Source organism: Pantoea sp. SGAir0430, from assembly GCF_043549295.1.
Genome location: NZ_CP039427.1, coordinates 3,795,139 through 3,818,845 on the forward strand (window position 1 = coordinate 3,795,139; position 23,707 = coordinate 3,818,845).

Here is a 23,707-nt window from a genome sequence, read left to right on the forward strand (position 1 = left end):
CGGCATCCTCAGCCCAAACGTTTTTCAATCGCGTCCATCAGCATGCCGGTGATGGAGACCGGGAACGCCGCCTCGATTTCGCGGATGCAGGTTGGGCTGGTGACGTTAACTTCTGTCAGTTTATCACCGATAATATCGAGGCCGACAAAAATCAGCCCTTTGGCTTTCAATGTCGGACCTACGCGGCGGGCAATTTCCCAGTCGCTGTCGCTCAGCGGACGGGCTTCGCCGCGGCCACCGGCGGCGAGGTTGCCACGGGTTTCGCCGCCCTGCGGAATGCGTGCCAGGCAGTATGGCACCGGTTCACCATCGACCACCAGCACGCGTTTATCACCGTCTTTGATCGCCGGCAGATAATTTTGCGCCATGCAGAAGAACTGACCGTGGTTGGTCAGCGTTTCGGTGATCACGCCGAAGTTGGCGTCATCTTTTTTGATGCGGAAAATCGACGCGCCGCCCATGCCGTCGAGCGGCTTGAAGATCACATCGCCATGCTCCTGCCAGAACGCGCGCAGCTGCTCTTTGTTGCGCGTCACCAGCGTGTCTGGCGTCAGGTCGGCAAACCAGGCGGTGTAGAGTTTTTCGTTGCAGTCACGCAGGCTCTGCGGTTTGTTAACGATCAGCGTGCCTTGCTCTTCCGCGCGCTCCAGCAGATAGGTTGCGTAGATAAACTCGGTATCAAACGGCGGGTCTTTACGCATCAGCACCACGTTAAGATCGGCCAGCGGGATAGTCTGCTCGCTGCCAAACGTGTACCACTGATCGTAGTTCTGCTCGACGCTCAGCAGCCGGGTGCGCGCGTAAGTCACGCCACCGCGCAGCGACAGATCGCCCATCTCCATGTAGTGAATTTCATAACCGCGGCGCTGTGCTTCCAGCAACATGGCGAAGCTGGAGTCTTTTTTAATGTTGATGGACGAAATCGGGTCCATAACGATGCCAAGCTTAATCATTATTCTCTCCTCAAAGGGGAATTCAGCCACCCCGTTCCGTGCGAAAGCGTTGTGCTGGTCAGTTATCTGCGTGTGTCTTCGGGCTGAAAGTATCCCTTAACCGAGGTCACCAAACCTCACCTGAAGTGCCGTGATGGCGGTGAGCGCCGTGGTTTCGGTGCGCAAAACGCGCGGACCGAGCAGGATATCGGTAAAGCCGTGCTGCGCCGTCATGGCAATTTCCTCTGCCGACAGGCCGCCTTCCGGGCCAATCAGCAGCCGTACGCGTTCAACCGGCTGCGGCAGCGTATTGATGCTGTGGCTGGCGCGCGGATGCAGGTTGAGCTTCAGGCCGTCATCCGCTTCGGCGCACCAGGCTTCGAGCGTCATCGCGGCGCGGATTTCCGGCACGCGATTACGACCGCACTGCTCGCAGGCGGCGATGGCAATTTTCTGCCACTGCTGAATCTTTTTCGCCAGGCGTTCGGCATCCAGCTTTACGCCACAGCGTTCAGAAAACAAGGGCGTAATCACATTCACGCCCAGTTCGATCGATTTCTGGATAGTGAATTCCATTTTTTCACCGCGCGACATCACCTGACCGAGGTGTAAGTGCAGCGGGGATTCGCGATCGTCAGGCTGGCTGGCAAGGACCTTTACTTTTACACGCTTTTTGTCGGCCTGGGTGATTTCGGCGCTAAAAGTCAGATTACTGCCATCAAACAGCTCGATCTGCTGTCCGGCGCTCATGCGCAGCACGCGGCCGACGTGGTTGGCGGCATCCTCATCAAGCAGAACTTCACTGTTAACGGTTAGAGCTTCGGGGTGATAAATGCGGGGTATGCGCATGCGGTTCCTGCCGGCGTTATGCCGCATCGCGCGATGCGGCCCAATCGAAAAAAGCTAGTGTAGGGTAGCGCTTTCAGCGCTGGCAAGCCTGCTGTACCCAGGAATTGTGATTTCCCTGCACCGCGGCGATGCGCTGGTCACGTTCGCACTCCCACGGTGTGACCGGATACTGCTTGTTCCACGCGGTGAACAGCTGGGTTTGCTGGCGTGACAGGCGCAGATGATACTGGTCGCGCATATAGAAGTAGGTGCGGGCGATGGCGCCGCGCGCGCGCTCGGGAGGCTCGGCGCGCTTCTGCTTAAAATCGATCTTCATGCTGCACTGACCGTACGGCTGCTCGCCACCGTTCCACTGGCTGTACTGGAAGTTGTTGCGGTCGCCGTTCACTTCGCCGATGGCTGGCTGCAGGTTGTGCAGATCGCTTTCGATGCGGCGGTAATCTGCGTCTTTGCTGCAGTTTTTGCGTCCGCCATTTTGCCAGCACTGACGCTGATGACCAAACTCCCATGCCGGCATGACGTGTTCCCACTCGATGCGTTCCGCGCGGTTGGCGTTCTTGCGCACGCTATAGCCGCAGCTGCTCAGATCCGGCACGCCTTTTTTACCGTGCCAGCTGATTTTGCAGCCGCAATAAAAATCCGCCGGCGCATCCGCGTTGATCTTTGCCGCGACCACTTTCGCCTGCTGAAAATTGTTCTGGTTGTAATGGGTGAGACTGAGGCTGTACGCGCTGAGCGGCGCGACCAGCAGAGAGAGTAATAACAGCGTTTTGCGAGACATATTCCAAAAAATAACCTGGTACCGAAAAGGGCGGCAGCGTAACAGAATGGCCGGGCGCGGGGAATGAGAATCGCGGACTAATCCGCTGCGTATTCACCGGGTTGCAGCAGCGTACCGCAATGCACACAGCGATATTCGCTCTCACCACGCACCACGCGGTTATGGCGGCGTACCGTCAGCTGATGTTGCTGGCAGCGACAGCGATAGGGGAAGGTATTGCTGCGCACCGAAGTGATTGCGAACTGATGGGTGCGGCGGGCGGGCACGCCCAGCACGTCCTCCATCATCCACTTCCACTCTTTGCCGTGCGGCGGCACGCGGCCGAAGGTTTTCCACACCAGCAGATGCGCCAGCTCATGCGGCACCACTTCATCAATAAAAGCCTGCTGGTTTTCCAGCAACAGCACCGGGTTGAGGCGAATTTGCCACTGCTCCAGCCACGCGGTGCCTGCGGCCGTGCCGCGCTGCTGATAAACCAGCGTCGGCTCTTCGAAATGACGTTCGAGTTTTTGCTGAGCCAGCTGCAAAAAATGGCGCAGCGAGCGCATGACGGCTTGTTGCAGGGCGATGGGCAGACGTGGCGTTTTCATGTGCGGCAGCATAAGGCGTTGCCGCGGGGTACGCAACTGCATGCGCACAGGCGGCAGATAAAAAAAAGGGCCGCCCTGCGGCAGCCCCGGTTAACGCATCTGGCCTTACTGCTGGCCGATATCGCGCAGTTTTTTGCCCGACATCAGGTTGCGCTCGATGTGCTCCAGCGAGACGTTTTTGGTCTCCGGAATCAGCGCGACCGTCAGCAGAATAAAGAACACGTTCAGCGCGGCGTAGACCCAGAAAGTCGGCGCGTTGCCCAGCGAGTTCAGCATGGTCAGGAAGGTGGCACCAACGATCATGTTGGCAATCCAGTTGGTCGCGGTAGAGACGGTGATACCAAAATCACGCCCTTTCAGCGGCTGAATTTCAGAACACAGTACCCAAATCAGCGGACCGGCTGACATCGCGAAGCCAACAATGAACATCAGCAGCATGGCGATAGCAAAGTACTGCTCACCGGCAGAGTTAATGCCAATGTGCAGCATGGTACCGAGGATACCCATGCCGGCTGCCATCACCAGGAAGCCCAGCACCAACGTGGGTTTACGGCCCCAGCGATCCACCAGACCGATAGCAATAAAGGTGGCCAGCACGTTCACCAGACCTACGATCACGGTGCCCCACATTTGCTGCGTGGTATTGGCGAAGCCGGCGATTTCGAAGATTTTCGGTGCGTAGTACATGATGACGTTCATGCCGGTGAACTGCTGCATCACCTGCAACAGCACGCCGAGGAACACCGCGCGGCGGAAGTTGCTATTGCTCTGGAACAGCTGCCAGCCGGACTGTTTGATCTTCAGGCTTTCGCGGATCTCATCCAGCTCGCGTTTCGCCTGCTCGCTGGTGTCACGCAGGCGATCCAGCACGCGCTGTGCATCGCGGAAGTCACCTTTCGCCGCCAGCCAGCGCGGGCTGTTTGGCAGGAACACCACGCCAACCAGCAGCAGCACCGCCGGAATAGTGATGATGCCCAGCATCCAGCGCCAGTCGCCCGAGGCACTGAACGCGGTGTCAGACAGGTAAGCGCCGAGAATACCGATGGTGATCATCAGCTGATACAGGGAAATCATACTGCCGCGGATCTTCTCCGGTGCGATTTCCGAGAGATACAGCGGGGCGGTATAAGAGGCAACGCCGACGGCAAGGCCGAGCACCACGCGTGCGGCAATCAGCATTTCCGGGTTTGGCGCCATCGCCGACCACAGTGAACCGATAACGAACAGGATGGCACCGGCCATCAGGCTCTTTTTACGGCCGAGACGCGAAGACATCCAGCCGCTGCCCACAGCACCGACCGCAGCACCGAACATCATTGAGCTGACGATCCACTCCTGCTGATGTGCGGTAACGTTGAAATCTTTCGCGATGAAGGGCAGGGCACCGGCGATAACGCCGATATCCAGACCGAACAGCAGGCCCGCCAGAGCGGCCAGAAAGCAGACAAACAGGGTCATCGCCTTGTTTGAGGTTCTGCTTTTGTGAGTATTACCAGGCATATTGCCTCCGAAGTTTATCCATCTTTGTTTTTATCAATGTTAAGTAAGCTGCCTGCGGGAAAAAGTGAGTGCGATCACATCGATGTAATCGGTTACACACGCTGAAACCCTGTAATCCAGCATTTTTTGCCCGAATCAGTCACATAACCAGTAAGGTATAGCACCCTTTAAGTTTCTGACATCACTATAAATATCGGCTATCAGACGACGCTGAAAATAACGCATTTTCATCACCGTTACTACGCTGAAAAATCTCTAAATTGAAGATATTAAAAGGATTTCAAAATGTAATCGTTAACACTTTGTTGTAAGCGCAGTGCTAACAGTGTAGACAGCGCTGAAAAATGCGCCTGCGGTGGTATAGACAAAAAGTGTGATGGTGCAAAGGCGGGATAGGGGAAGCGGTCAGGGACGAAAGAGTGGAAATTTCGCCGGTAAAAAAGCCCGCTTGCGCGGGCTCGATTTACCTTCTCCGCTAAGAGAAGAGCGGGGTGAGAGCCGTTGCCCGCACCCGCGTAGATTACAGGCCTGCGGCCTCGCGCAGCTGGGCGGCTTTATCGGTCTGTTCCCACGGGAAGTGTTCACGACCAAAGTGACCGTAGGCAGCGGTTTCTTTGTAGATTGGCTTCAGCAGATCCATCATCTGAATCAGACCGTATGGACGCAGGTCGAAGAACTCACGCACCAGCAGCGTCAGCTGTTCGGTTGAAATTTTCTCGGTACCGAAGGTTTCCACCATGATAGAGGTCGGTTCTGCCACGCCAATCGCGTAAGAAACCTGGATTTCACAGCGATCGGCCAGGCCAGCGGCAACGATATTTTTCGCCACGTAGCGCGCAGCGTAAGCCGCTGAGCGGTCAACTTTCGACGGATCTTTACCGGAGAACGCGCCGCCGCCGTGACGAGCCATGCCGCCGTAAGTATCGACGATGATTTTACGACCGGTCAGGCCGCAGTCGCCCATCGGGCCGCCGATCACGAAACGACCGGTTGGGTTGATGTGGTATTTGGTGCTGGCGTTAATCCACTCGGTCGGCAGTACCGGCTTGATGATCTCTTCCATCACCGCTTCACGCAGATCGGCCTGTGAAATCTCTTCTGAATGCTGAGTTGACAGCACTACCGCATCGATACCGACAATCTTGCCGCCGTCGTACTGGAAGGTAATCTGGCTTTTGGCATCCGGGCGCAGCCATGGCAGCGTACCGTTTTTACGCACTTCAGCCTGACGCTGCACCAGACGGTGCGCGTAGGTCACCGGTGCCGGCATCAGCACGTCGGTTTCATTGGTGGCGTAACCAAACATCAGGCCCTGGTCGCCCGCGCCCTGTTCCAGCGGATCGGTACGGTCTACGCCCTGGTTGATGTCCGGCGACTGTTTACCAATCGCGCTCAGCACCGCACAGGAGTTAGCATCAAAGCCCATATCGGAATGAACATAGCCGATTTCACGTACGGTATTACGGGTGATCTCTTCGATATCGACCCAGGCGCTGGTGGTGATCTCACCGCCAACCAGCACCATACCGGTTTTTACGTAGGTTTCGCAGGCGACGCGTGCTTTGGGATCCTGTTCAAGGATGGCGTCCAGCACGGCATCGGAAATCTGATCGGCGATTTTATCAGGATGTCCTTCTGATACGGACTCGGATGTAAAAAGGTGTTTAGCCATTCTGTTCTTTACCTTGCAAATGGTTTGAATTCGACTGCATAGCGTAAGCGGGATGATGCCAGCTCGACGCCCCTTCAGGCAAAGCCGCAAGCAGTAGGAAGTGTCAGCGTACCAGGCTCACACCGCCTGGATGTTAATCAGTTTAGATGGAAAACCATCTGGACGGCTATTTTAGGTCACTCAGTGCGCGTTTTTCCAGTGCTTTTTCGCCATCCGCATTTATCGCTACAGATCAACTGGAATATTTTCCTGACACCCGCCGCAGCGCGCCGACAAAGATTTTGCATTTTGCCGCGTCAGACTGTATAAAACGCCGCAGTTGTCCCATGGATGACGCCCCCGTGCGTCGCGCTGTCAGAGGCTGTTGATCTGATTTTCATCCACTCCGTTTCCGCATGCTGTTAGCAGGCGCTGGAGGTGATAAAAACAATGAACCACATTTTCGCTCTCTTCGGTTCACGGCGCCGTTCTGGCGCGCTGGCACGCCTTTCCATTTCCAGTTCTGCTCTTTTCTCTCGTCGAAGTTTTCTGCGCTGCGGTAATTATCCCGACACGAGCGCCGGCTAAGCTATTCCCCCAGTATCTCTGCTGTGTTTCACTCGCCTGTGGTGAGGTGATGCGGGACGATTTTGCCCCGTTGTTCACCGCTTCCGGCACGGTGTTTTACACTTAACCTCAGTAAGGCGCACGGTAACCTGCTGAGGCAAGATAAGCAGAATGAGGAAATTTCCATCCGGCGCAGTAGCAGCAAAATCCGGCAACTTTTTCATATTTCAACGGAAAATTGAGGTTCGTGATGTCTGACGACATGAAGAATATCAAGGGTTCGTCAGCTGGCGAACAGGGTGTACTCCGCTCAATGCAGGAGGTGGCGATGAACGATCAGGACGCAAGCAGAATGCTGCGCACCTACAACATTGCCTGGTGGGGAAACAACTATTACGACGTCAACGAACTCGGCCACATCAGCGTCTGCCCGGATCCGGATCAGCCGGAGGTGCGCGTTGACCTGGCGAAGCTGGTTAAAGAGCGCGAGGCCGACGGCCAGCGCCTGCCTGCGCTGTTCTGCTTCCCGCAAATTCTGCAGCACCGTCTGCGTTCGATTAATGCCGCCTTTAAACGCGCGCGTGAATCCTACGGCTATAAGGGCGACTACTTCCTGGTTTACCCGATCAAAGTTAACCAGCATAAGCGCGTGATTGAATCGCTGGTCAACTCCGGCGAGCCGCTGGGGCTGGAGGCGGGTTCCAAAGCTGAGCTGATGGCGGTGCTGGCACACGCCGGGAAAACCCGCTCGGTGATTGTGTGTAACGGCTACAAAGACCGCGAATATATCCGTCTGGCGCTGATTGGTGAAAAGCTCGGCCATAAAGTCTATCTGGTGATTGAGAAGATGACCGAAGTGCGCCTGGTGCTGGAAGAAGCCGAGCGGCTTAACGTGGTGCCGCGCCTCGGCATCCGCGCCCGTCTGGCATCGCAGGGCTCCGGTAAGTGGCAGTCGAGCGGCGGCGAGAAATCCAAATTTGGTCTGGCGGCATCGCAGGTGCTGCAGCTGGTCGATATCATGCGCAAAGCGGGTCGTCTCGACAGCCTGCAGCTGCTGCATTTCCACCTCGGCTCGCAGATGTCCAATATTCGCGATATCGCCACCGGCGTGCGTGAATCGGCGCGCTTCTATGTTGAGCTGGCGAAGCTGGGCGTCAACATCAAGTGCTTTGACGTCGGCGGCGGGCTTGGGGTTGACTACGAAGGCACACGTTCGCAGTCAGACTGCTCAGTCAACTACGGCCTGAACGAATACGCCAATAACGTGATCTGGGCCATCGGTGACGCCTGTGAAGAGCACGGTCTGGAGCATCCGACCGTGATTACGGAATCGGGGCGTGCGGTGACCGCGCATCATACCGTGCTGGTCTCCAACATCATCGGCGTTGAGCGCAATGAATTCAGTACGCCGGTCGCACCGGATGCCGACTCACCGCGCCCGATTCAGAGCCTGTGGGATACCTGGCAGGAGATGCACGAGCCGAGCGTACGCCGTTCGCTGCGCGAATGGCTGCATGACAGCCAGATGGACCTGTTCGACATTCATACCGGCTATTCGTCAGGCACCTACGATCTCGGTCAGCGCGCCTGGGCAGAGCAGCTGTATCTCAGCATCTGCCACTATATTCAGCAGCACCTTGACCCGAGCAACCGCGCCCATCGGCCCATCATTGATGAGCTGCAGGAGCGCATGGCGGACAAGATTTACGTCAACTTCTCGCTGTTCCAGTCGATGCCGGATGCGTGGGGCATCGATCAGCTGTTCCCGGTGCTGCCGCTGGAAGGGCTGAACAAAACTCCGCAGCGGCGTGCGGTACTGCTGGATATCACCTGTGATTCCGATGGCACTATTGATCACTACGTTGACGGCGACGGTATTGCCACCACCATGCCAATGCCGGAGTACGATGTGGATAATCCACCGATGCTGGGCTTCTTCATGGTCGGGGCGTATCAGGAAATCCTCGGCAATATGCACAACCTGTTTGGCGATACCGAAGCGGTTGACGTCTTCGCCTTCCCGGATGGCAGTGTAGAAGTGCAGCTGTCTGATGAAGGTGATACCGTGGCGGATATGCTGCAATACGTGCAGCTCAATCCTAACGATCTGATGACGTTATTCCGCGATCAGGTAAAACAGCAGCAGGATATTGACGAAGAGCTGCGGGCGCAGTTCCTTGAAGAGTTTGAGAGTGGGCTTTACGGCTATACCTATCTCGAAGACGAGTAAGTGTATTTCCCGCAACGGGCTCCGGCTGGAGCCCGTTATTATCACCTTCCCTGACAATCCTTCCTGCCATTTATTCAATTCGTGATCGCTATCACTCTGAAATTATCCCGGCCGAAACAGCAAATTCAAACCGTTTATTAACAAAAGCTATCTGCTTAATTCAGCAGCGAAAGCGCATCGGCAGCGAAAAAAACGTTTTTTAAATCTGTGGCTTAGTGTTGTACCAGCCCGCAAATGACCAATCTTTCTTTTATGAGTTCCTGGCTATCTATAATAAAAATTTAAGCATAAGGCGGTGGGTGAGCGATGTGCAGACTGTCGGTTTTTTGACGCTTTCTGGAATCCCGCTTTAAGCAGTGCAATATCCCATCTTAAGCACAAAGCCAGAATTTATACCAATGCTTTATAATTAATTGCTTATTAATCAATTGATTATTGGTTTTATTTTTTTGTCAGGGCCGATAAGTAAAATCTGAAATCTAAGAATTATCTGATCTTTATATGAAACATGCAGTGAAAATGAAGATTTATTGATTGGTTTAAACGATTAAAGTTCACGCTGTTGTTCACTGAAATCTATTTTTCAAAATGTAAGTTGTAAGTTAACCTTCAGTTAAGGTGTTAAGTTTTATCGATGTTTCCCTTACGAATCACATGAGAAAAGCTGACGGTTTAACGCGCTATCAGCCAGTGTAAGGATCGTAAAATGCGCTGCAAATCCGACTACATTCTGATGCTGGAGCCGGTTCACGCTATTTCCGGTGAAGTGGTGGCATGGGAATTGTTGACGCGTTTCGCAGATGATGCAGATACCAATAATAAGCGTAACCCTGACAGGGATGCAGGGTTCTTCAGTCGGCTTTCTGCTGACGAAAAATGGCAGTTATTCCTCCACCAGGTCGAAAAACTTATTCAGCTTTACCATGCGGGGTTTGAGCAGGTCATCAGCGTTAATGTAGACAGAGATATTGTTTCAGGCATTTTTAAAGATGCTGAAATACAGAGAAAACTGGCCGCGCTGACGCGATTACGGCTGGAAATCTCTGCCTTCTTCACCGCACGTTTTAATAGTGCCGACCTGCTGATCCTGAAAGGCGTAGCCAAAATCACGCCGGCCCCGTTATGGCTCGATGACTTTGGTCCGGGTTTTTCCAACCTGACCATGCTCGATAGCGGAATATTCGACATCGTCAAGATTGATAAAAATTTTTTTTGGCAATTTGGCGAAGATCGCACTTTCGACATTCTGCTCGACCACCTCAATCAATTATGTCGCGGCGTGATTATTGAGGGCGTTGAACATCAACGTCAGGTTGATTTGCTGTCGCAAAAATCAATTTACGGCATGCAAGGCTACCACTGGAAGAGCGTCTATCTCACTGATTTGTTGGCGCAAGTCTGAAAAGAGTTCGGCAGAGCTGTTTTTTCGGACGGGCGGCAAATAACGACTCAGCGCGTTTTCACTGTGCCTCTGGCAGATGAAACCGGCCTGGAGAGGATGTGAGTAATTCATTGAATTATTCGCGAAGAATACCGGTGTCTGGCGATACCGGGCGTTTTTATGGATGCCATTAAGCTTATAACTGCGCGGGATATCGATAAAATGAACAATATCTCTGTAACGCCTAAAGGCGGAACGATTGCTACTGAAGTGAGCGGTAATCAGGTTAATTTGACTGCTCCCAGTGTGGTTAAGCTCAACCTTAATCAGGCTGATATTAAGTCTTTCACACGCAATGGTAGTGATTTAGTGGTCACCACTAAATCCGGTGAAGTCGTTGTTATTCATAAATTCTACGATGCTAACGGCGACAGCGATCTGGTGCTGCAGGACGACAAAGGCGCGCTGTGGTGGGTGGAGGATCCCGGCACAGAAGGCTTCCAGTTTGTCTCTATCGACAGCACGGAAGGGCTGTTAGCGGAAAACGTCACGGGTGACGGCACACTGACCGCCTTTGGTATCGCCGGCGCCGCACTGGCCGGTATCGGTGCGCTGATCGCCGGTAACAACGGCGGTGGCGGCGGCGGTGGTGGGGATAATGGCGGCGGCGACAATGGCGGCGGCGGTGATACCACGGCACCAGCGGCGGTCAGCGATCTGCTGATCACGGATAACGCGGGCAGCGTGCAGGGCGCTATCACGGGCGGCACCAGCACCGATGACAACACGCCTACGCTGAGCGGCACGGCCGAAGCGGGGACCATTGTCAGTATTTACGACGGCACCACGCTGCTGGGTACGGTCACCGTCGGTGCCGATGGCCGCTGGAGTTTCACGACACCCGCTCTGGGTGAAGGGCAGCACAGCCTGACGGTTACCGTCACCGATGCTGCCGGCAACACCAGTCCTGCCACCAGCCCGGTTGATTTCACTGTCGATACGCAGCCACCGGCAGTTGCCACGGACGTGTCCCTGACCAACAACAGCGGCGGCAGCACCACGCCGGTACCAAACGGATCGAGCAGCGATGACAACACGCCGACCCTGAGCGGCCGCGGTGAAGCGGGCGCTGTCGTCAGCGTTTACGATGGTCAGACGCTGCTCGGCACGGCGCTGGTGGGCGCGAACGGCAACTGGAGTTTTACCACGCCAGCGCTGAGCAATGGCAGCCACAGCCTGACCGTGACGCTGACGGACGCTGCCGGCAACGTCAGCGCTGCGTCCTCGCCGTTTGTGGTGACGATTCAGGCGGGCCTGCCCTCAACCAGCAGTTCGCTGCAAATTACCGACGATAGCGATGCCACGCTGCGCACGCTGAGCGATGGCGCCAGTACCAAAGACAGCACGCCGGTGCTGAGCGGCCTGGCGAGCGCTAACGCCGTCATCACGCTGTACAACGGCACCACGCTGCTGGGCAGTACCATTGCCGACGGCAGTGGTCAGTGGCGCTTCACTCCCGCCACGCTGGCAGATGGTACTTACGCGTTCCGCGCGGTTGCCACCGACGCCGCCGGTAACGTCACCACCTCCGTCACCCTGACGGTCACCATTGATACCGTGGCGCCCGGCGCGGCAGGCGATCTGCTGCTGACCGGCGACAGCAATGGCACCGTGACGCCGATTGCCGCCGGCGGCAGCAGCAATGACAACACGCTGGTGCTGAGCGGCACGGCAGAGGCCGGCAGCACCGTTACGGTACGCGATGGCAACGTCGTGCTCGGCACGGCTATCGTCGGCAGTAACGGCAGCTGGAGCTTCACCACGCCAGCGCTCAGCGACGGCAATCACAGCCTGACTACCACGGTAACCGACAGCGCCGGCAATACCGGTCCGGCGTCAGCGGCTATCGTGGTCACCGTCGATACCACCGCACCGGCGGCGATCGGCGATCTGCAGGTGAGCGACAACGTGGGTGCCAGCCAGGGCCCGCTGACGTCGGGCGCTACCACCGATGACAACACACCTACCCTGAGCGGCAGCGGCGAAGCCGGTGCGCTGATCAGCATTTACGACGGCAGCACGCTCCTGGGCAATACCCTTGTCGGGGCCAACGGCAGCTGGAGCTTTACCACGCCAGCGCTCAGCAACGGCAGCCACAGCCTGACCGTTACGCAAACTGATGCGGCGGGCAACGTCAGCAGCGCGACCGCGGAATTTGTGGTCAATGTGGACGCTGCGCTGCCGCCCGCCAGCGCCAGCATTGAGCTGGTGGGCGACAGCGGCAATACCCTCGTCTCACTGCAAAACGGCGCCGTCACCAATGACGACAGCCCGACCCTCGCCGGCCTGACCCGTGCGGGCAGCCTCGTCCGCATCTTTGACGGCGGCGATCTGCTCGGCAGCACCACCGCCGACGGCAATGGGCAGTGGAGCTTTGCCCTGAGCAACCTGAGTGAGGGCGGCCACGCGTTCAGCGCCACCATTACCGACGTTGACGGCAATGTGATTGACACCGTCACCCTGAACATTACGGTTGATACCACGCCACCGGCGGCAGCCAGCGATCTGGCACTGCTGAACGATGCCGGCAGTACCGCACAGCCGGTGACAGGCGGCAGCGCGATCAACGATGCGACACCGCTGCTGAGCGGCACGGCGGAAGCCGGCAGTATTGTCACGATTCGCGATGGCAACACCGTTCTCGGTAGCGTCAGCGTGGGCAGTAACGGTAGCTGGAGCTTCACCACGCCAGCGCTGGGCGAGGGCAATCACAGCCTGAGCACCACGGTGACCGATGCCGCCGGCAACGTCAGCCCGGCATCAACGCCGATCGCCTTTAGCGTTGACACCACCGCGCCTGCCGCCGTCAGCGGCCTGCAGGTGACGGATAACGCGGGCAGCGCCACCGGCGCGCTGGCTTCCGGCCAGACCACCGACGATCGCACACCAACCCTGAGCGGTTCGGCAGAAGCGGGCGCGGTGGTGCGTATCTATGACGGCACCACGCTGCTCGGTAGCGTGACCGCCGCCAGCAACGGCAGCTGGAGCTTTACGCCAGATGCGCTCACCAACGGGCAGCACAGCCTGACCACCACGGTGACTGACGCGGCCGGCAACGTCAGTCCGGCATCGCCGGTGTTCACGGTCAACATTGAGGCGGGCGTGCCGGCCACCAGCAGCCTGCTGATTGTCACCGATGATAACGGCAGCACGCTGGTCGAACTGGCCAATAACGACAGCACCACCGACAGCACGCCGATTCTCAGCGGCCAGGCCGGGGCGGGCGATCTCGTCACCCTGTACAACGGCAGCACGGTTTTGGGCAGCGTGGTCGCGGGCAGCAACGGACAGTGGAGCTTCACGCCAGCAGCGCTGGCCGACGGCACCTACGCATTCCGCGCCAGCGCCGATAACGGCAGCGGCACGGTGACGGATTCGCCGGTGATCACCATCACCATCGACACCGTCGCGCCCGCGGCACCGACAGGCATCCAGCTGACCAACGATGACGGCGATCCGCTGGGCACAGGCAGCACTAACGTCTCTGCGCCAACCCTGAGCGGCAGCGGTGAAGCCGGCGGTGTGGTCATTATCTCTGATGGCGATACGGTGATTGGCAGCACCACGGTGGGCAACGATGGCAACTGGAGCTTCACCACGCCGCCCCTCAGCGATGGCAGCCACAGCCTGACCAGCACCGTGACCGATGCGGCTGGCAACACCGGACCGGCGTCAACACCGGTAACCGTCACCGTCGATACGCAGGCACCGGCGGCGGCAGGCAATCTGCAGCTTAGCAATGGCGACGGCACACCGGTTGCCGCGGGCGGCAGCACCAATGACACCACGCCAACCCTGAGCGGTACCGCTGAACCCGGTAGCACGGTGACCGTCAGCGACGGCGATACGGTGCTGGGCACAGCGACGGCAGGCAGCGACGGCAGTTGGAGCTTCACCCCGACCGATCCGCTGAGCGAAGGGCAGCATAACCTGACGTCCACCGTTACCGACACGGCGGGCAATACCGGGCCGGGCAGTACGGCGGTGATTGTCATCGTCGATACCAGCGCCCCTGCTGTGGCCAGCGAGCTGCTGCTCAGCAACGACCAGAGCGGTACACCGGTGCCGGTCAGCAATGGCCTCACCAATGACACCACGCCGGTGCTCAGTGGCCGCGCGGAACCGGGCAGCACCGTGACCATTTCCGATGGCGATACGGTACTGGGCACCGCCACCGTCGGCAACGACGGCAGCTGGAGCTTCACCGCACCGGTGCTGGCAGCGGGCGACCATAGCCTGACGGCGACGGTGACCGATACCGCTGGCAATACCAGCGAACCCTCGGCCGCCCTCAGCTTTACCATTGATACCACCACGCCAGCCGCGCCGGGCAATGTGCAGCTCAGTGATGATCAGAGCGGCACGCCGGTGCTGATCACCAGCGGTGCCACTAACGACACCACGCCGGTCCTGAGCGGCAGCGGCACCGCCGGCAGCACCATCACCGTCTCGGATGGCAATACCGTGCTGGGCACCACCACGGTCAACGACGACGGCAGCTGGAGCTTCACGCCAGCCACCGCGCTGGGCGAAGGGCCGCACAGCCTGACGGCGACCGAAACCAGTCCGGCTGGCAATACCAGCGCACCTTCTGCTCCGCTGGAGGTGAACATCGATCTCACCGATCCGGCGCCCGCCGCAGACTTGCTGCTGGTTAACGATCAGGGCGCAACGCCGCTGCCGATCGCTGCGGATGGCGTCACTAATGACACCACGCCGCTGTTCAGCGGTAGCGCGGAGCCGGGCAGCCTCGTCGCGATTTACGACAATGGCAGCGTGATTGGCTCGGCGCAGGCCGATGCAAACGGCAACTGGAGCTTCACGCCGGATCCGGCACTGGAGGCGGGCACGCATAGCCTGACCACCGTTGTCACCGACACGGCGGGCAACAGCGGGCCGGTGTCTGATGCGTTTGATTTCACAATCGATCTCACCACGCCGTCTGCCGCCGTTGATGTCGTGCTGAACAACGATAACGGCGAGACGCTGCAGCCGATTAACAGCGGCACCGCGACCAACGACACCACGCCGCAGCTGAGCGGCACCGCCGATGCCGGCAGTACCGTCACCATCCTCGATGGCAACACGGTACTGGGCAGCGTGCTGGTGGGTGCCGGTGGCACATGGACCTATGCGGTACCGACGCTGAGCCAGGGCGAACATAGCCTGACCACCACGGTAACCAGCGCGGCGGGCAACGTTAGCGCACCGTCCGCGGCGATTGATTTTACCGTGGATACCACGGCACCGGCCGAGCCGACCGGCCTGCTGCTGGTGAACGATGAGGTTGATCCGGCCGTACCGGTGGCCTCTGGCGGGGCGACCAACGACACCACACCAGTGTTGAGCGGTAGCGCCGAGCCTGACAGCGTGGTGATCGTGCGCGACAACGGCGTGATCATCGGCTCGGCTACCGCCGGCAATGACGGCAGCTGGCGCTTCACGCCAGATACCGCCCTGGAAGCGGGCAGTCACAGCCTGACGGCCAGCGTCACCGATCCGGCAGGCAACGTCGGGCCGGAGTCCGCGCCGTACACCTTCACCGTTGATCTTACGCCACCGGCAGCGCCAGTGGACGTGGTGCTGAGCAATAACGATGGCAGCACGCTGGTGGCGATTGCCGCCAATGGCGCGACCAACGACACCACGCCGCAGCTCTCCGGCAGCGCCACGGCCGGCAGTATCATCACTGTCTACGATGGCGACAGCACAACGCCGATCGGTTCTGTGACCGTGGGCGCCGATGGCAGCTGGCAGTTTGTTACCGGTACGCTGGACGAGGGCGATCACAGCCTGACGGTAACGGTGACTGATGCGGCGGGTAACGTCAGCGATCCTTCCGCGCCAATTAGCTTTACCGTGGATACCACGGCGCCGGACGCGGTCGTCGATCTGCTGCTGGTGAACAACAATGTCGATCCGGCCACGCCAATCACTTCAGGCAGCAACACCAATGACAGCACGCCGCTGCTCAGCGGAACGGCGGAGCCGAACAGCACCATCATCGTCTATGACGGGCAGACGCCGATTGGCACGGCGACGGCAGATAACGATGGCGCATGGAGCTTCTCACCTGAACTGACCGATGGCTCGCACAGCCTCAGCGTGACGGTTACCGACGTCGCCGGCAATGTCAGTGCACCGAGCGCCAGCGTGGCGATCACCGTCGATACCGTAGCACCATCGGCGGTCACCCAGTTGAGCGTCGCCAGCGACAATGGCAACGGCGATCCGGTCACCATCCCGAACGGCGGCTTAACCAGTGACAACACGCCGGTGCTGAGCGGCAGCGGCGATCCGGGCAGCCTGATTGTGATTACCTCGCAGAACGGTCCGGTGGGCAGCGTCACTGTCGGCAGCAGCGGCAGCTGGAGCTTCACGCCGGCCAGTGCGCTGAGTGACGGCAGCTACACCTTAACCGTTGTGGCGCGCGACGCGGCGGGCAACGTCAGCGCGCCGGTCACGGCACAGCTGGTGATTGATGCCACCGCCCCGGATCAGGTGACGGAAATCAGTCTCTCCAATGACAACGGCAGTGCGCTGGTAGATATTCCGTCGGGATCGACCACCAGCGATACCACGCCGTTGCTGGCGGGCGTTGCTGAGCCGGGCAGCACGGTGAACATTCTGGATAATGGCGCGCCGATTGGTACGGCGATTGCGGGCAGTGACGGCGCGTGGAGTTTCAACGTGCCAACCCTCACCAACGCGGCGCACAGCCTGACGGTGACGGTCACCGATGCGGCCGGTAACACCGGGCCGGCGTCGGCACCGATTACCTTTACCGTGGATAACCAGGCTCCGGCCCAGGCCACGCTGGAAGTGAATAACGACAACGGTACCGATCTGGTACTGGTACCCGATGGCACCTTTACCAATGACAACACGCCACGCCTGAGCGGTACGGCGGAGGCTGACAGCCTGGTGACCATTTACGATGGTAATGTGGTGCTGGGTTCGACCACCGCCAATGCGGACGGCGAATGGGTGTTCCTGTCGCCCGTGCTCACCGATGGTCAGCACACCCTGACGGCCACGGTGACGGACAGCCTCGGCAACGTCAGTGCGCCGTCTTCCAGCTTCACCGTTCAGGTTGATGCTACGCCGCCGCAGCCGGTCAGCGCCGTGCTGCTGCAGAATGACAACGATCCGGATAATCCAGTCACCATCGCCAACGGTGGCGCCACCAACGACAACACGCCGCTGCTGAGCGGCAGCGGTGAGGCGGGTGGCCTCGTCAACGTGTACAACGGCAACGTGCTGGTGGGGTCGGCGACGGTGGACAGCGAAGGCAACTGGAGCCTGAACACCTTGCCGCTGGATAACGGCAGCTACACGCTGACGGTCGTCGTCAGTGACAACGCGGGTAACGTCAGCGACCCGGTGAGCATTGGCGTGACGGTTAATACCGTCGGGCCAGATCCGGTGCTGTCGTTTGAGGTCAACGCCAATAACGGTCCGACCGCTCTGCCGCTGGTGGATGGCAGCTTTACCAACGACACCACGCCGGTACTGAGCGGAACGGCGCAGGCCGGTGCCATCATCAATCTGCTGCAGGATGATACGGTGATTGGCTCGGTGGTCGCCGATGCCAATGGCGCATGGCGCTTTGAAACCAGCGCGCTGCAGGATGGCAGCTACGCTTTCTCGGTGCAGGTGGTGGATGCCGCTGGCAACGTCAGCGAGCCGGTTGGGCCGGTGAATATCACCGTCGATACGCTGGTGCCAGACGCGGTTCCAGACCTGGTGGTTGCCGATAACGTGGGCGGCACGACGGGCCCGCTGGACAACGGCGCGTCAACCGATGACAACACGCCAACCCTGAGCGGCACGGCAGAAGCCGGCAGCACGGTGAACATCTACGATGGCACCACGCTGCTGGGCACTGCGCTGGCCGGCTCTGGCGGTGCCTGGAGCTTTACGACCGCGGCGCTCAACAACGGACCTCACAGCTTCACCGTGACCGTCACCGATGCGGCGGGCAACGTCAGTACGGCAACGCCTGCGTTCAGCCTTGACGTGCAGGCCGATCTGCCGCCAGCCACCTCGACGCTGCAAATCACTGACGACACGGGCACGACGCTGGTGACGCTGGCAGACGGCGCGGTAACCCGCGACACCACGCCAACGCTCAGCGGCTCTGCCGAAGCCGGTCAGCTGATTCGTATTTATGACGCTAATACGGATGTGGTAATCACCAGCGTTACGGCGGATGCTAACGGCCAGTGGAGCTATACGCCGACGCTGGCTGAAGGCAGCTACGCCTACTACATCACCGCGCAAAACCCTGGCGGTGATGAGGGGACGCGATCGGCTACCCTCGGCTTCACCGTGGATACCACCGCGCCGGCGGTGGCCGCTGATGTGGTGATCAGCAACGATCGCAGCGGCACGGCGGTGCCGATTAGCGACGGCAGCGTCATCAATGACAACACGCCGGTACTCAGCGGCAGCGCCGATGCGGGCAGCCTGGTCACGGTGTACGATGGCAACACCGCTATCGCGTCGGTGGTGGTGGGCGCAGGGGGAAGCTGGACGCTGACCACGCCTGCATTGAGCGAAGGGACGCACGCGCTGAGCGTGGGCGTCAGCGATGCGGCGGGGAACAGCAGTGCTCTCACCGCGGCGCTTAACTTCACTGTGGACAGCATCGCACCGAACGCTTCGACGCTGGTCATCACCAACGATGATACCGCGCAGCCGGTGCTCAACGGCGGCTACAGCAGCGATGCCACGCCAACCCTGAGCGGCGTAGCGGAAGCGGGCAGCACGGTCACCATCCTCAACAATGGTGATGTGCTGACCACGCTGACCGTGCCGTCCGGCGGCAACTGGAGCTACACGCCAGCGACAGCGCTGAGTGAAGGATCGCACACCCTGAGCGTTTCGGTGACCGATGCGGCGGGCAACGTCAGCACCAGCACCAGCGCGACGGTGATCGTTGATACCCTGGCGCCGGACGATCTGACGCTGACGGCCAGCAACAACAACGGCAGCACGCCGGTGACGATTGCTGACGGCGGTACCACTAATGACAACACGCCGCTGTTACGCGGTGTGGCAGAAGCGGGCAGCGTGGTGACCATTCGCCTCGATGGCGATGTGGTGGCCTCGCTGACGGTCGGCAGCAGCGGTAACTGGAGTTACACCTCTGCGGCACTGAGCGACGGCAGCCATACCTTCAGCGTCACGGAAACGGACGCGGCGGGTAACACCGGCGAGGCGCTCAGCGTGACGCTGATCGTTGATGCGACGCCACCGCTGGTGGCTACCAACCTGACCATCACTAACGATGTTACCGGCGTCAGCATACCGGCTGGCGGCGCGACTAACGACACTACGCCAACGCTGAGCGGCAGCGCCGAGGCCAACACCACGGTTAGCGTTTATGACGGCAACACGCTGCTCGGCACAGCGCTCGTGAACGGCAGCGGCGCATGGAGCCTTGTCTCACCGACGCTGGGTAACGGCGCGCATGCGCTGAGCGTGGCGGTCACCGATGCGGCGGGCAATACCGGCCCGCGCACCACGCCGGTAACTATCACCGTCGATACCGTTGCGCCGGGCGCGGCCACGCTGGTGGTCACCAACGACGTCAGCGGCAGCGTCATCCCGAATGGCGGCGTCACCAGCGATACCACGCCGGTGCTGAGCGGCCGGGCGGAGGCGGGCAGCATCGTCACCGTGCTGGATGGCACCACGCTGGTCGGTTCCGCGCTGGTGGGCAGTGACGGTAACTGGACGCTGACGCCAGCCACGGCGCTGAGCGAAACGCTCCATACGCTCAACGTCACGGTCACCGATGCGGCCGGTAACGTCAGTGCCACCACCAGCGCCACGCTGGTGATCGACACCACGCCGCCGGTGGCTATCACCGGGCTGGCAGCGGTAAACAACAACGGCAGCACGCCGGTGGCGATTGCGGCGGGTGGCGTCACTAATGACAGCACGCCACGCCTGAGCGGCACGGCGGAAGCCAACAGCATTGTGACCATCCGCGATGGTGATACGGTGCTGGGTTCGGTAACCGCCGCCAGCAACGGCAGCTGGAGCTTCGTCACTGGCATCCTGTCTGACGGTTTACACACCTTCAGCGTGACGGCCACCGATGCGGCAGGCAATACCGGTCCCGCAGCGTCCCTTGCGCTGACCGTCGACACCGCGCCGCCGCTGGCGGCAACCGGGCTGACGCTGACCAACGACGTCACCGGTGTGGCTATCGTCAATAACGGAGTCACCAACGACAGCACGCCGACGCTGCAGGGCACGGCGGAAGCGAACGCGATTGTCACGGTTTACGATGGCAACACGCTGCTCGGAACGGTGCAGGCTAACGCCAGCGGCAGCTGGAGCTTCGTCTCGCCGACGCTGAGTAATGCCGCCCATGCGCTGAGCGTGACGGTGACCGACAGCGCGGGCAACGTCAGTCCCCGTTCTGAGGTGATTAACCTCACCGTGGATACGGTGGCGCCAGCGAACACCAGTCTCACCATTATTAATGATGCTACCGGTGCCACCATCGTCAACGGTGGTGCGACCAACGACACCACGCCAACGCTGCGCGGCAGCGTCAGCGCAGCGGAGGCCGGGGCACGCGTCACCATTCTGGACAACGGTCTGGCACTGGGCACGGCGATTGTGCAGGCGGACGGCAGCTGGAGCTTCACGCCACTGGCAGCGCTGAGCGTCGGGCCGCACCCGATCACGGTGACGGTAACGGATGCCGCAGGTAACGTCAGCGGTACCACCGCGGCCACGGTGATCATCGATACCACGGCACCGGCGGCCATCACCAATCTGCTGGCGCTCAACAACAACGGCAGCACGGCGGTGACCATTCCGAATAATGGCGTCACCAACGACAGCACGCCGCTGCTGAGCGGCAATGGCGAGGCGGGCGCGCGCATCACGGTGTACGACGGCACCACATTTCTGGGCACCACCACGGTGGGCAGCAACGGCAGCTGGAGCTTCGTGGTAGGTAACGCGCTGAGCAACGGCAGCCACACGCTGAACGTGACGCAGACCGACCCGGCGGGCAACGTCAGCCCGCAGGTGTCGACCACGCTGATCGTCGACACCGTGGTGCCGGTCGCCAGTACGCTGACCATCATTGATGACATCAGCGGTACGCCGGTGACGCTGGCGAACGGCGCCTTTACGCGCGATACCACGCCAACGCTGCGCGGCACCACGGAAGCGGGTGCCGTGGTCACCATCTACGACGGTACCAGCGCCATTGGTTCTGTGACCGCGGGGAGTGATGGCAGCTGGAGCTTCACCACCGCCACGCTGGCGAACGGCGCGCACACGCTGAGCACCACGGTGACCGATGCGGCGGGTAACGTCAGCACCGGCAACATCACGGCGACGGTGAACGTCGATACCCTGCCTCCGGCGGCGGTAAGCGGGCTGGCGATCAACAGCGCCGGTACCCTTGTCACCGGTAGCGGTGAAGTGGGGGCGACGGTAACGGTGCGCGATGCCAGCGGCAACGCGCTCGGTACCACCACGGTCGGCAGCGGCGGCAACTGGTCGGTGACGCTCACCACCGCGCAGATCACCGGTGCGCCGCTCTCGGTGATCCAGACGGATCGCGCCGGCAACGTCTCGCCGGGGGCCTCGCTGACCGGTGCGATTCGCATCGTGGCGACCAACGACAGCAATGAGGTGGATTACACCAGCACGCAGGCAACGGTGAACAACGGTACGGTCAACTCGTCGCACACCGCGCTGCTGACCGTGGGGCTGGGTACGGTGCTCAATGCCAGCGTACTGAACAACGGTAATGCTTACCTGTTCAGCGTGGGTAACGATGACAGCCGTACCGTGACGCTCAACGGTTCGGTGACCAGTCTCGGCGTGGCCGCCAACTATTCGTTAAACCTGTACGAACAGCAGGCGAACGGCTCGTGGCAGTTGATCAGTATCAAGACCAACTACATCAGCGCGCTGCTGACGATCGGTACGCTGAAAGGGGCAAACGTCACCTACACCGGACTGGGGACCGGCAACTATGCGGTGGTGGTCGCAGCCACCACCAACATTAGCGTGTTGCCAACCACCACGGTAAGCACGGTGTCGGATTTCACCACGCTGGCGGTCACCACCGCCGCGACGGTCACCGGTAACCTGCTGACCAACGACACCAGCTCGATCGCCGGGACGATTCCGTCCGGCACGGCGGTGGCGTCGGTGGGCAGCAGCGCGGTGGCGTCCAGCGGCAATACGGTGATCAACACCACCTACGGTACGCTGACCATTGATGCGAAGGGTAACTACACCTACACGCTTAAGGCCGGGCTGGATATCGATACCCTGCCATCCGCAGACACCTTCACCTACTCGGTGCGGGATGCCAGCGGTGCAGTGACCTCGGCGACGCTGACGGTGACGCTGCATAACGGTGCGGCCACCGCGCTGTTCGCCACCACCAGTCTGGCGGCGGAAACCACCACCAGCAGCGAGCATGATGCCAGCGGCAGCATCTGGGGAGACAGCAATGTCAGCCACAGCGGCACGCTGAGCATCCTCAATGAGCACGGCGATCTCACCACCGTGAGCAGCGTGGGCAGCACGGCGGTGGCCGGGGACTTTGGTGTGCTGACCATCGCCGCCAACGGTAGCTATACCTATACCCTGAACGCGGATGTGAATATCCAGAACATCACGCATAAGGAGGTGTTTACCTACACCCTGGCGTCGTCCGACGGCACCATCACCAGCAACACCTTTACCATTGAGCTTCACCCGACCATCACGGGCAGCGCCGCGGCTGACAGCCTCACCAGCAGCGCCTACGACGACACCATTACCAGCGGTGCCGGCGCAGATACGCTGGTTTACCACCTGCTGAGCAGCGCAGATGCCACCGGCGGCAACGGTCACGACACCTGGACCGACTTTAACGTCGCGCAGGGTGACAAGATCGACGTCAGCAGTCTGCTGATCGGCTGGAATGATTCCACCAGTAATATCAATGACTTTGTGAAAGTGGATCATACCGCGGACGGCAATACGGTGTTGTCGATTGACCGTGACGGCAGCGGCACGGGGTACAGCAGTACGCAGCTGATTACCCTGGAAGGCGTAAACGTCTCACTGGAGGAGTTGCTGCAGCAACCGCATCAAAACCACACGGCTTAGTGGGTGTAACGCAGGGAAGC

At 59.9% G+C, this 23,707-nt stretch carries 9 protein-coding genes; 3 read left to right on the plus strand and 6 right to left on the minus strand.

The annotated features are described in order from the left end of the window. Positions 1-8: 8 nt before the first annotated feature. The 6 genes from gshB to metK form a co-directional block, all read right to left on the minus strand. Positions 9-953, minus strand: coding sequence for a glutathione synthase (gshB, locus tag E7738_RS17820; protein WP_021506631.1), 945 nt, complete (start codon positions 951-953; stop codon positions 9-11). 96 nt (positions 954-1,049) lie between these two features. After that, complete coding sequence (rsmE, locus tag E7738_RS17825; protein ID WP_021506632.1) at positions 1,050-1,781, minus strand: 16S rRNA (uracil(1498)-N(3))-methyltransferase; 732 nt, start codon at positions 1,779-1,781, stop codon at positions 1,050-1,052. 73 nt (positions 1,782-1,854) lie between these two features. Continuing rightward, a complete protein-coding gene (gene endA / locus E7738_RS17830) occupies positions 1,855-2,562 on the minus strand; it encodes a deoxyribonuclease I (RefSeq protein WP_127834530.1) in 708 nt (235 codons plus the stop codon). Positions 2,563-2,639: 77 nt separating this feature from the next. Continuing rightward, the gene (locus E7738_RS17835; protein WP_088517903.1) at positions 2,640-3,152 is read right to left on the minus strand and encodes a SprT family zinc-dependent metalloprotease; all 513 of its coding nucleotides are present in this window, start codon (positions 3,150-3,152) and stop codon (positions 2,640-2,642) included. Positions 3,153-3,257: 105 nt separating this feature from the next. After that, a complete protein-coding gene (locus E7738_RS17840; protein ID WP_031279461.1) occupies positions 3,258-4,652 on the minus strand; it encodes a sugar porter family MFS transporter in 1,395 nt (464 codons plus the stop codon). Between the two features lie 520 nt (positions 4,653-5,172). Next, positions 5,173-6,324, minus strand: a complete 1,152-nt coding sequence (gene metK / locus E7738_RS17845) for a methionine adenosyltransferase (protein WP_215481497.1) — start codon at positions 6,322-6,324, stop codon at positions 5,173-5,175. A gap of 796 nt (positions 6,325-7,120) precedes the next feature. Between metK and speA the strand changes: the two genes are divergently transcribed. From speA to E7738_RS17860, 3 genes are all read left to right on the plus strand, one after another. Beyond that, on the plus strand, positions 7,121-9,100 hold the full coding sequence (gene speA / locus E7738_RS17850) for a biosynthetic arginine decarboxylase (protein WP_071813582.1): 1,980 nt from the start codon (positions 7,121-7,123) through the stop codon (positions 9,098-9,100). A gap of 706 nt (positions 9,101-9,806) precedes the next feature. Further along, complete coding sequence (locus tag E7738_RS17855; RefSeq protein ID WP_136548065.1) at positions 9,807-10,502, plus strand: EAL domain-containing protein; 696 nt, start codon at positions 9,807-9,809, stop codon at positions 10,500-10,502. A 201-nt stretch (positions 10,503-10,703) separates the two neighbouring features. Further along, positions 10,704-23,687 (plus strand): Ig-like domain-containing protein, encoded by a 12,984-nt coding sequence (locus E7738_RS17860; protein WP_394515901.1) that lies wholly within the window; start codon positions 10,704-10,706, stop codon positions 23,685-23,687. The last annotated feature ends 20 nt before the right edge of the window (positions 23,688-23,707 follow it).

Bases quoted from the DNA above. Each gene is read 5' to 3' on its own strand.
- gshB (WP_021506631.1), bottom strand. From the start codon at position 953: ATGATTAAGCTTGGCATCGTTATGGACCCGATTTCGTCCATCAACATT.
- rsmE (WP_021506632.1), bottom strand. From the start codon at position 1,781: ATGCGCATACCCCGCATTTATCACCCCGAAGCTCTAACCGTTAACAGT.
- endA (WP_127834530.1), bottom strand. From the start codon at position 2,562: ATGTCTCGCAAAACGCTGTTATTACTCTCTCTGCTGGTCGCGCCGCTC.
- E7738_RS17835 (WP_088517903.1), bottom strand. From the start codon at position 3,152: ATGAAAACGCCACGTCTGCCCATCGCCCTGCAACAAGCCGTCATGCGC.
- E7738_RS17840 (WP_031279461.1), bottom strand. From the start codon at position 4,652: ATGCCTGGTAATACTCACAAAAGCAGAACCTCAAACAAGGCGATGACC.
- metK (WP_215481497.1), bottom strand. From the start codon at position 6,324: ATGGCTAAACACCTTTTTACATCCGAGTCCGTATCAGAAGGACATCCT.
- speA (WP_071813582.1), top strand. From the start codon at position 7,121: ATGTCTGACGACATGAAGAATATCAAGGGTTCGTCAGCTGGCGAACAG.
- E7738_RS17855 (WP_136548065.1), top strand. From the start codon at position 9,807: ATGCGCTGCAAATCCGACTACATTCTGATGCTGGAGCCGGTTCACGCT.
- E7738_RS17860 (WP_394515901.1), top strand. From the start codon at position 10,704: ATGAACAATATCTCTGTAACGCCTAAAGGCGGAACGATTGCTACTGAA.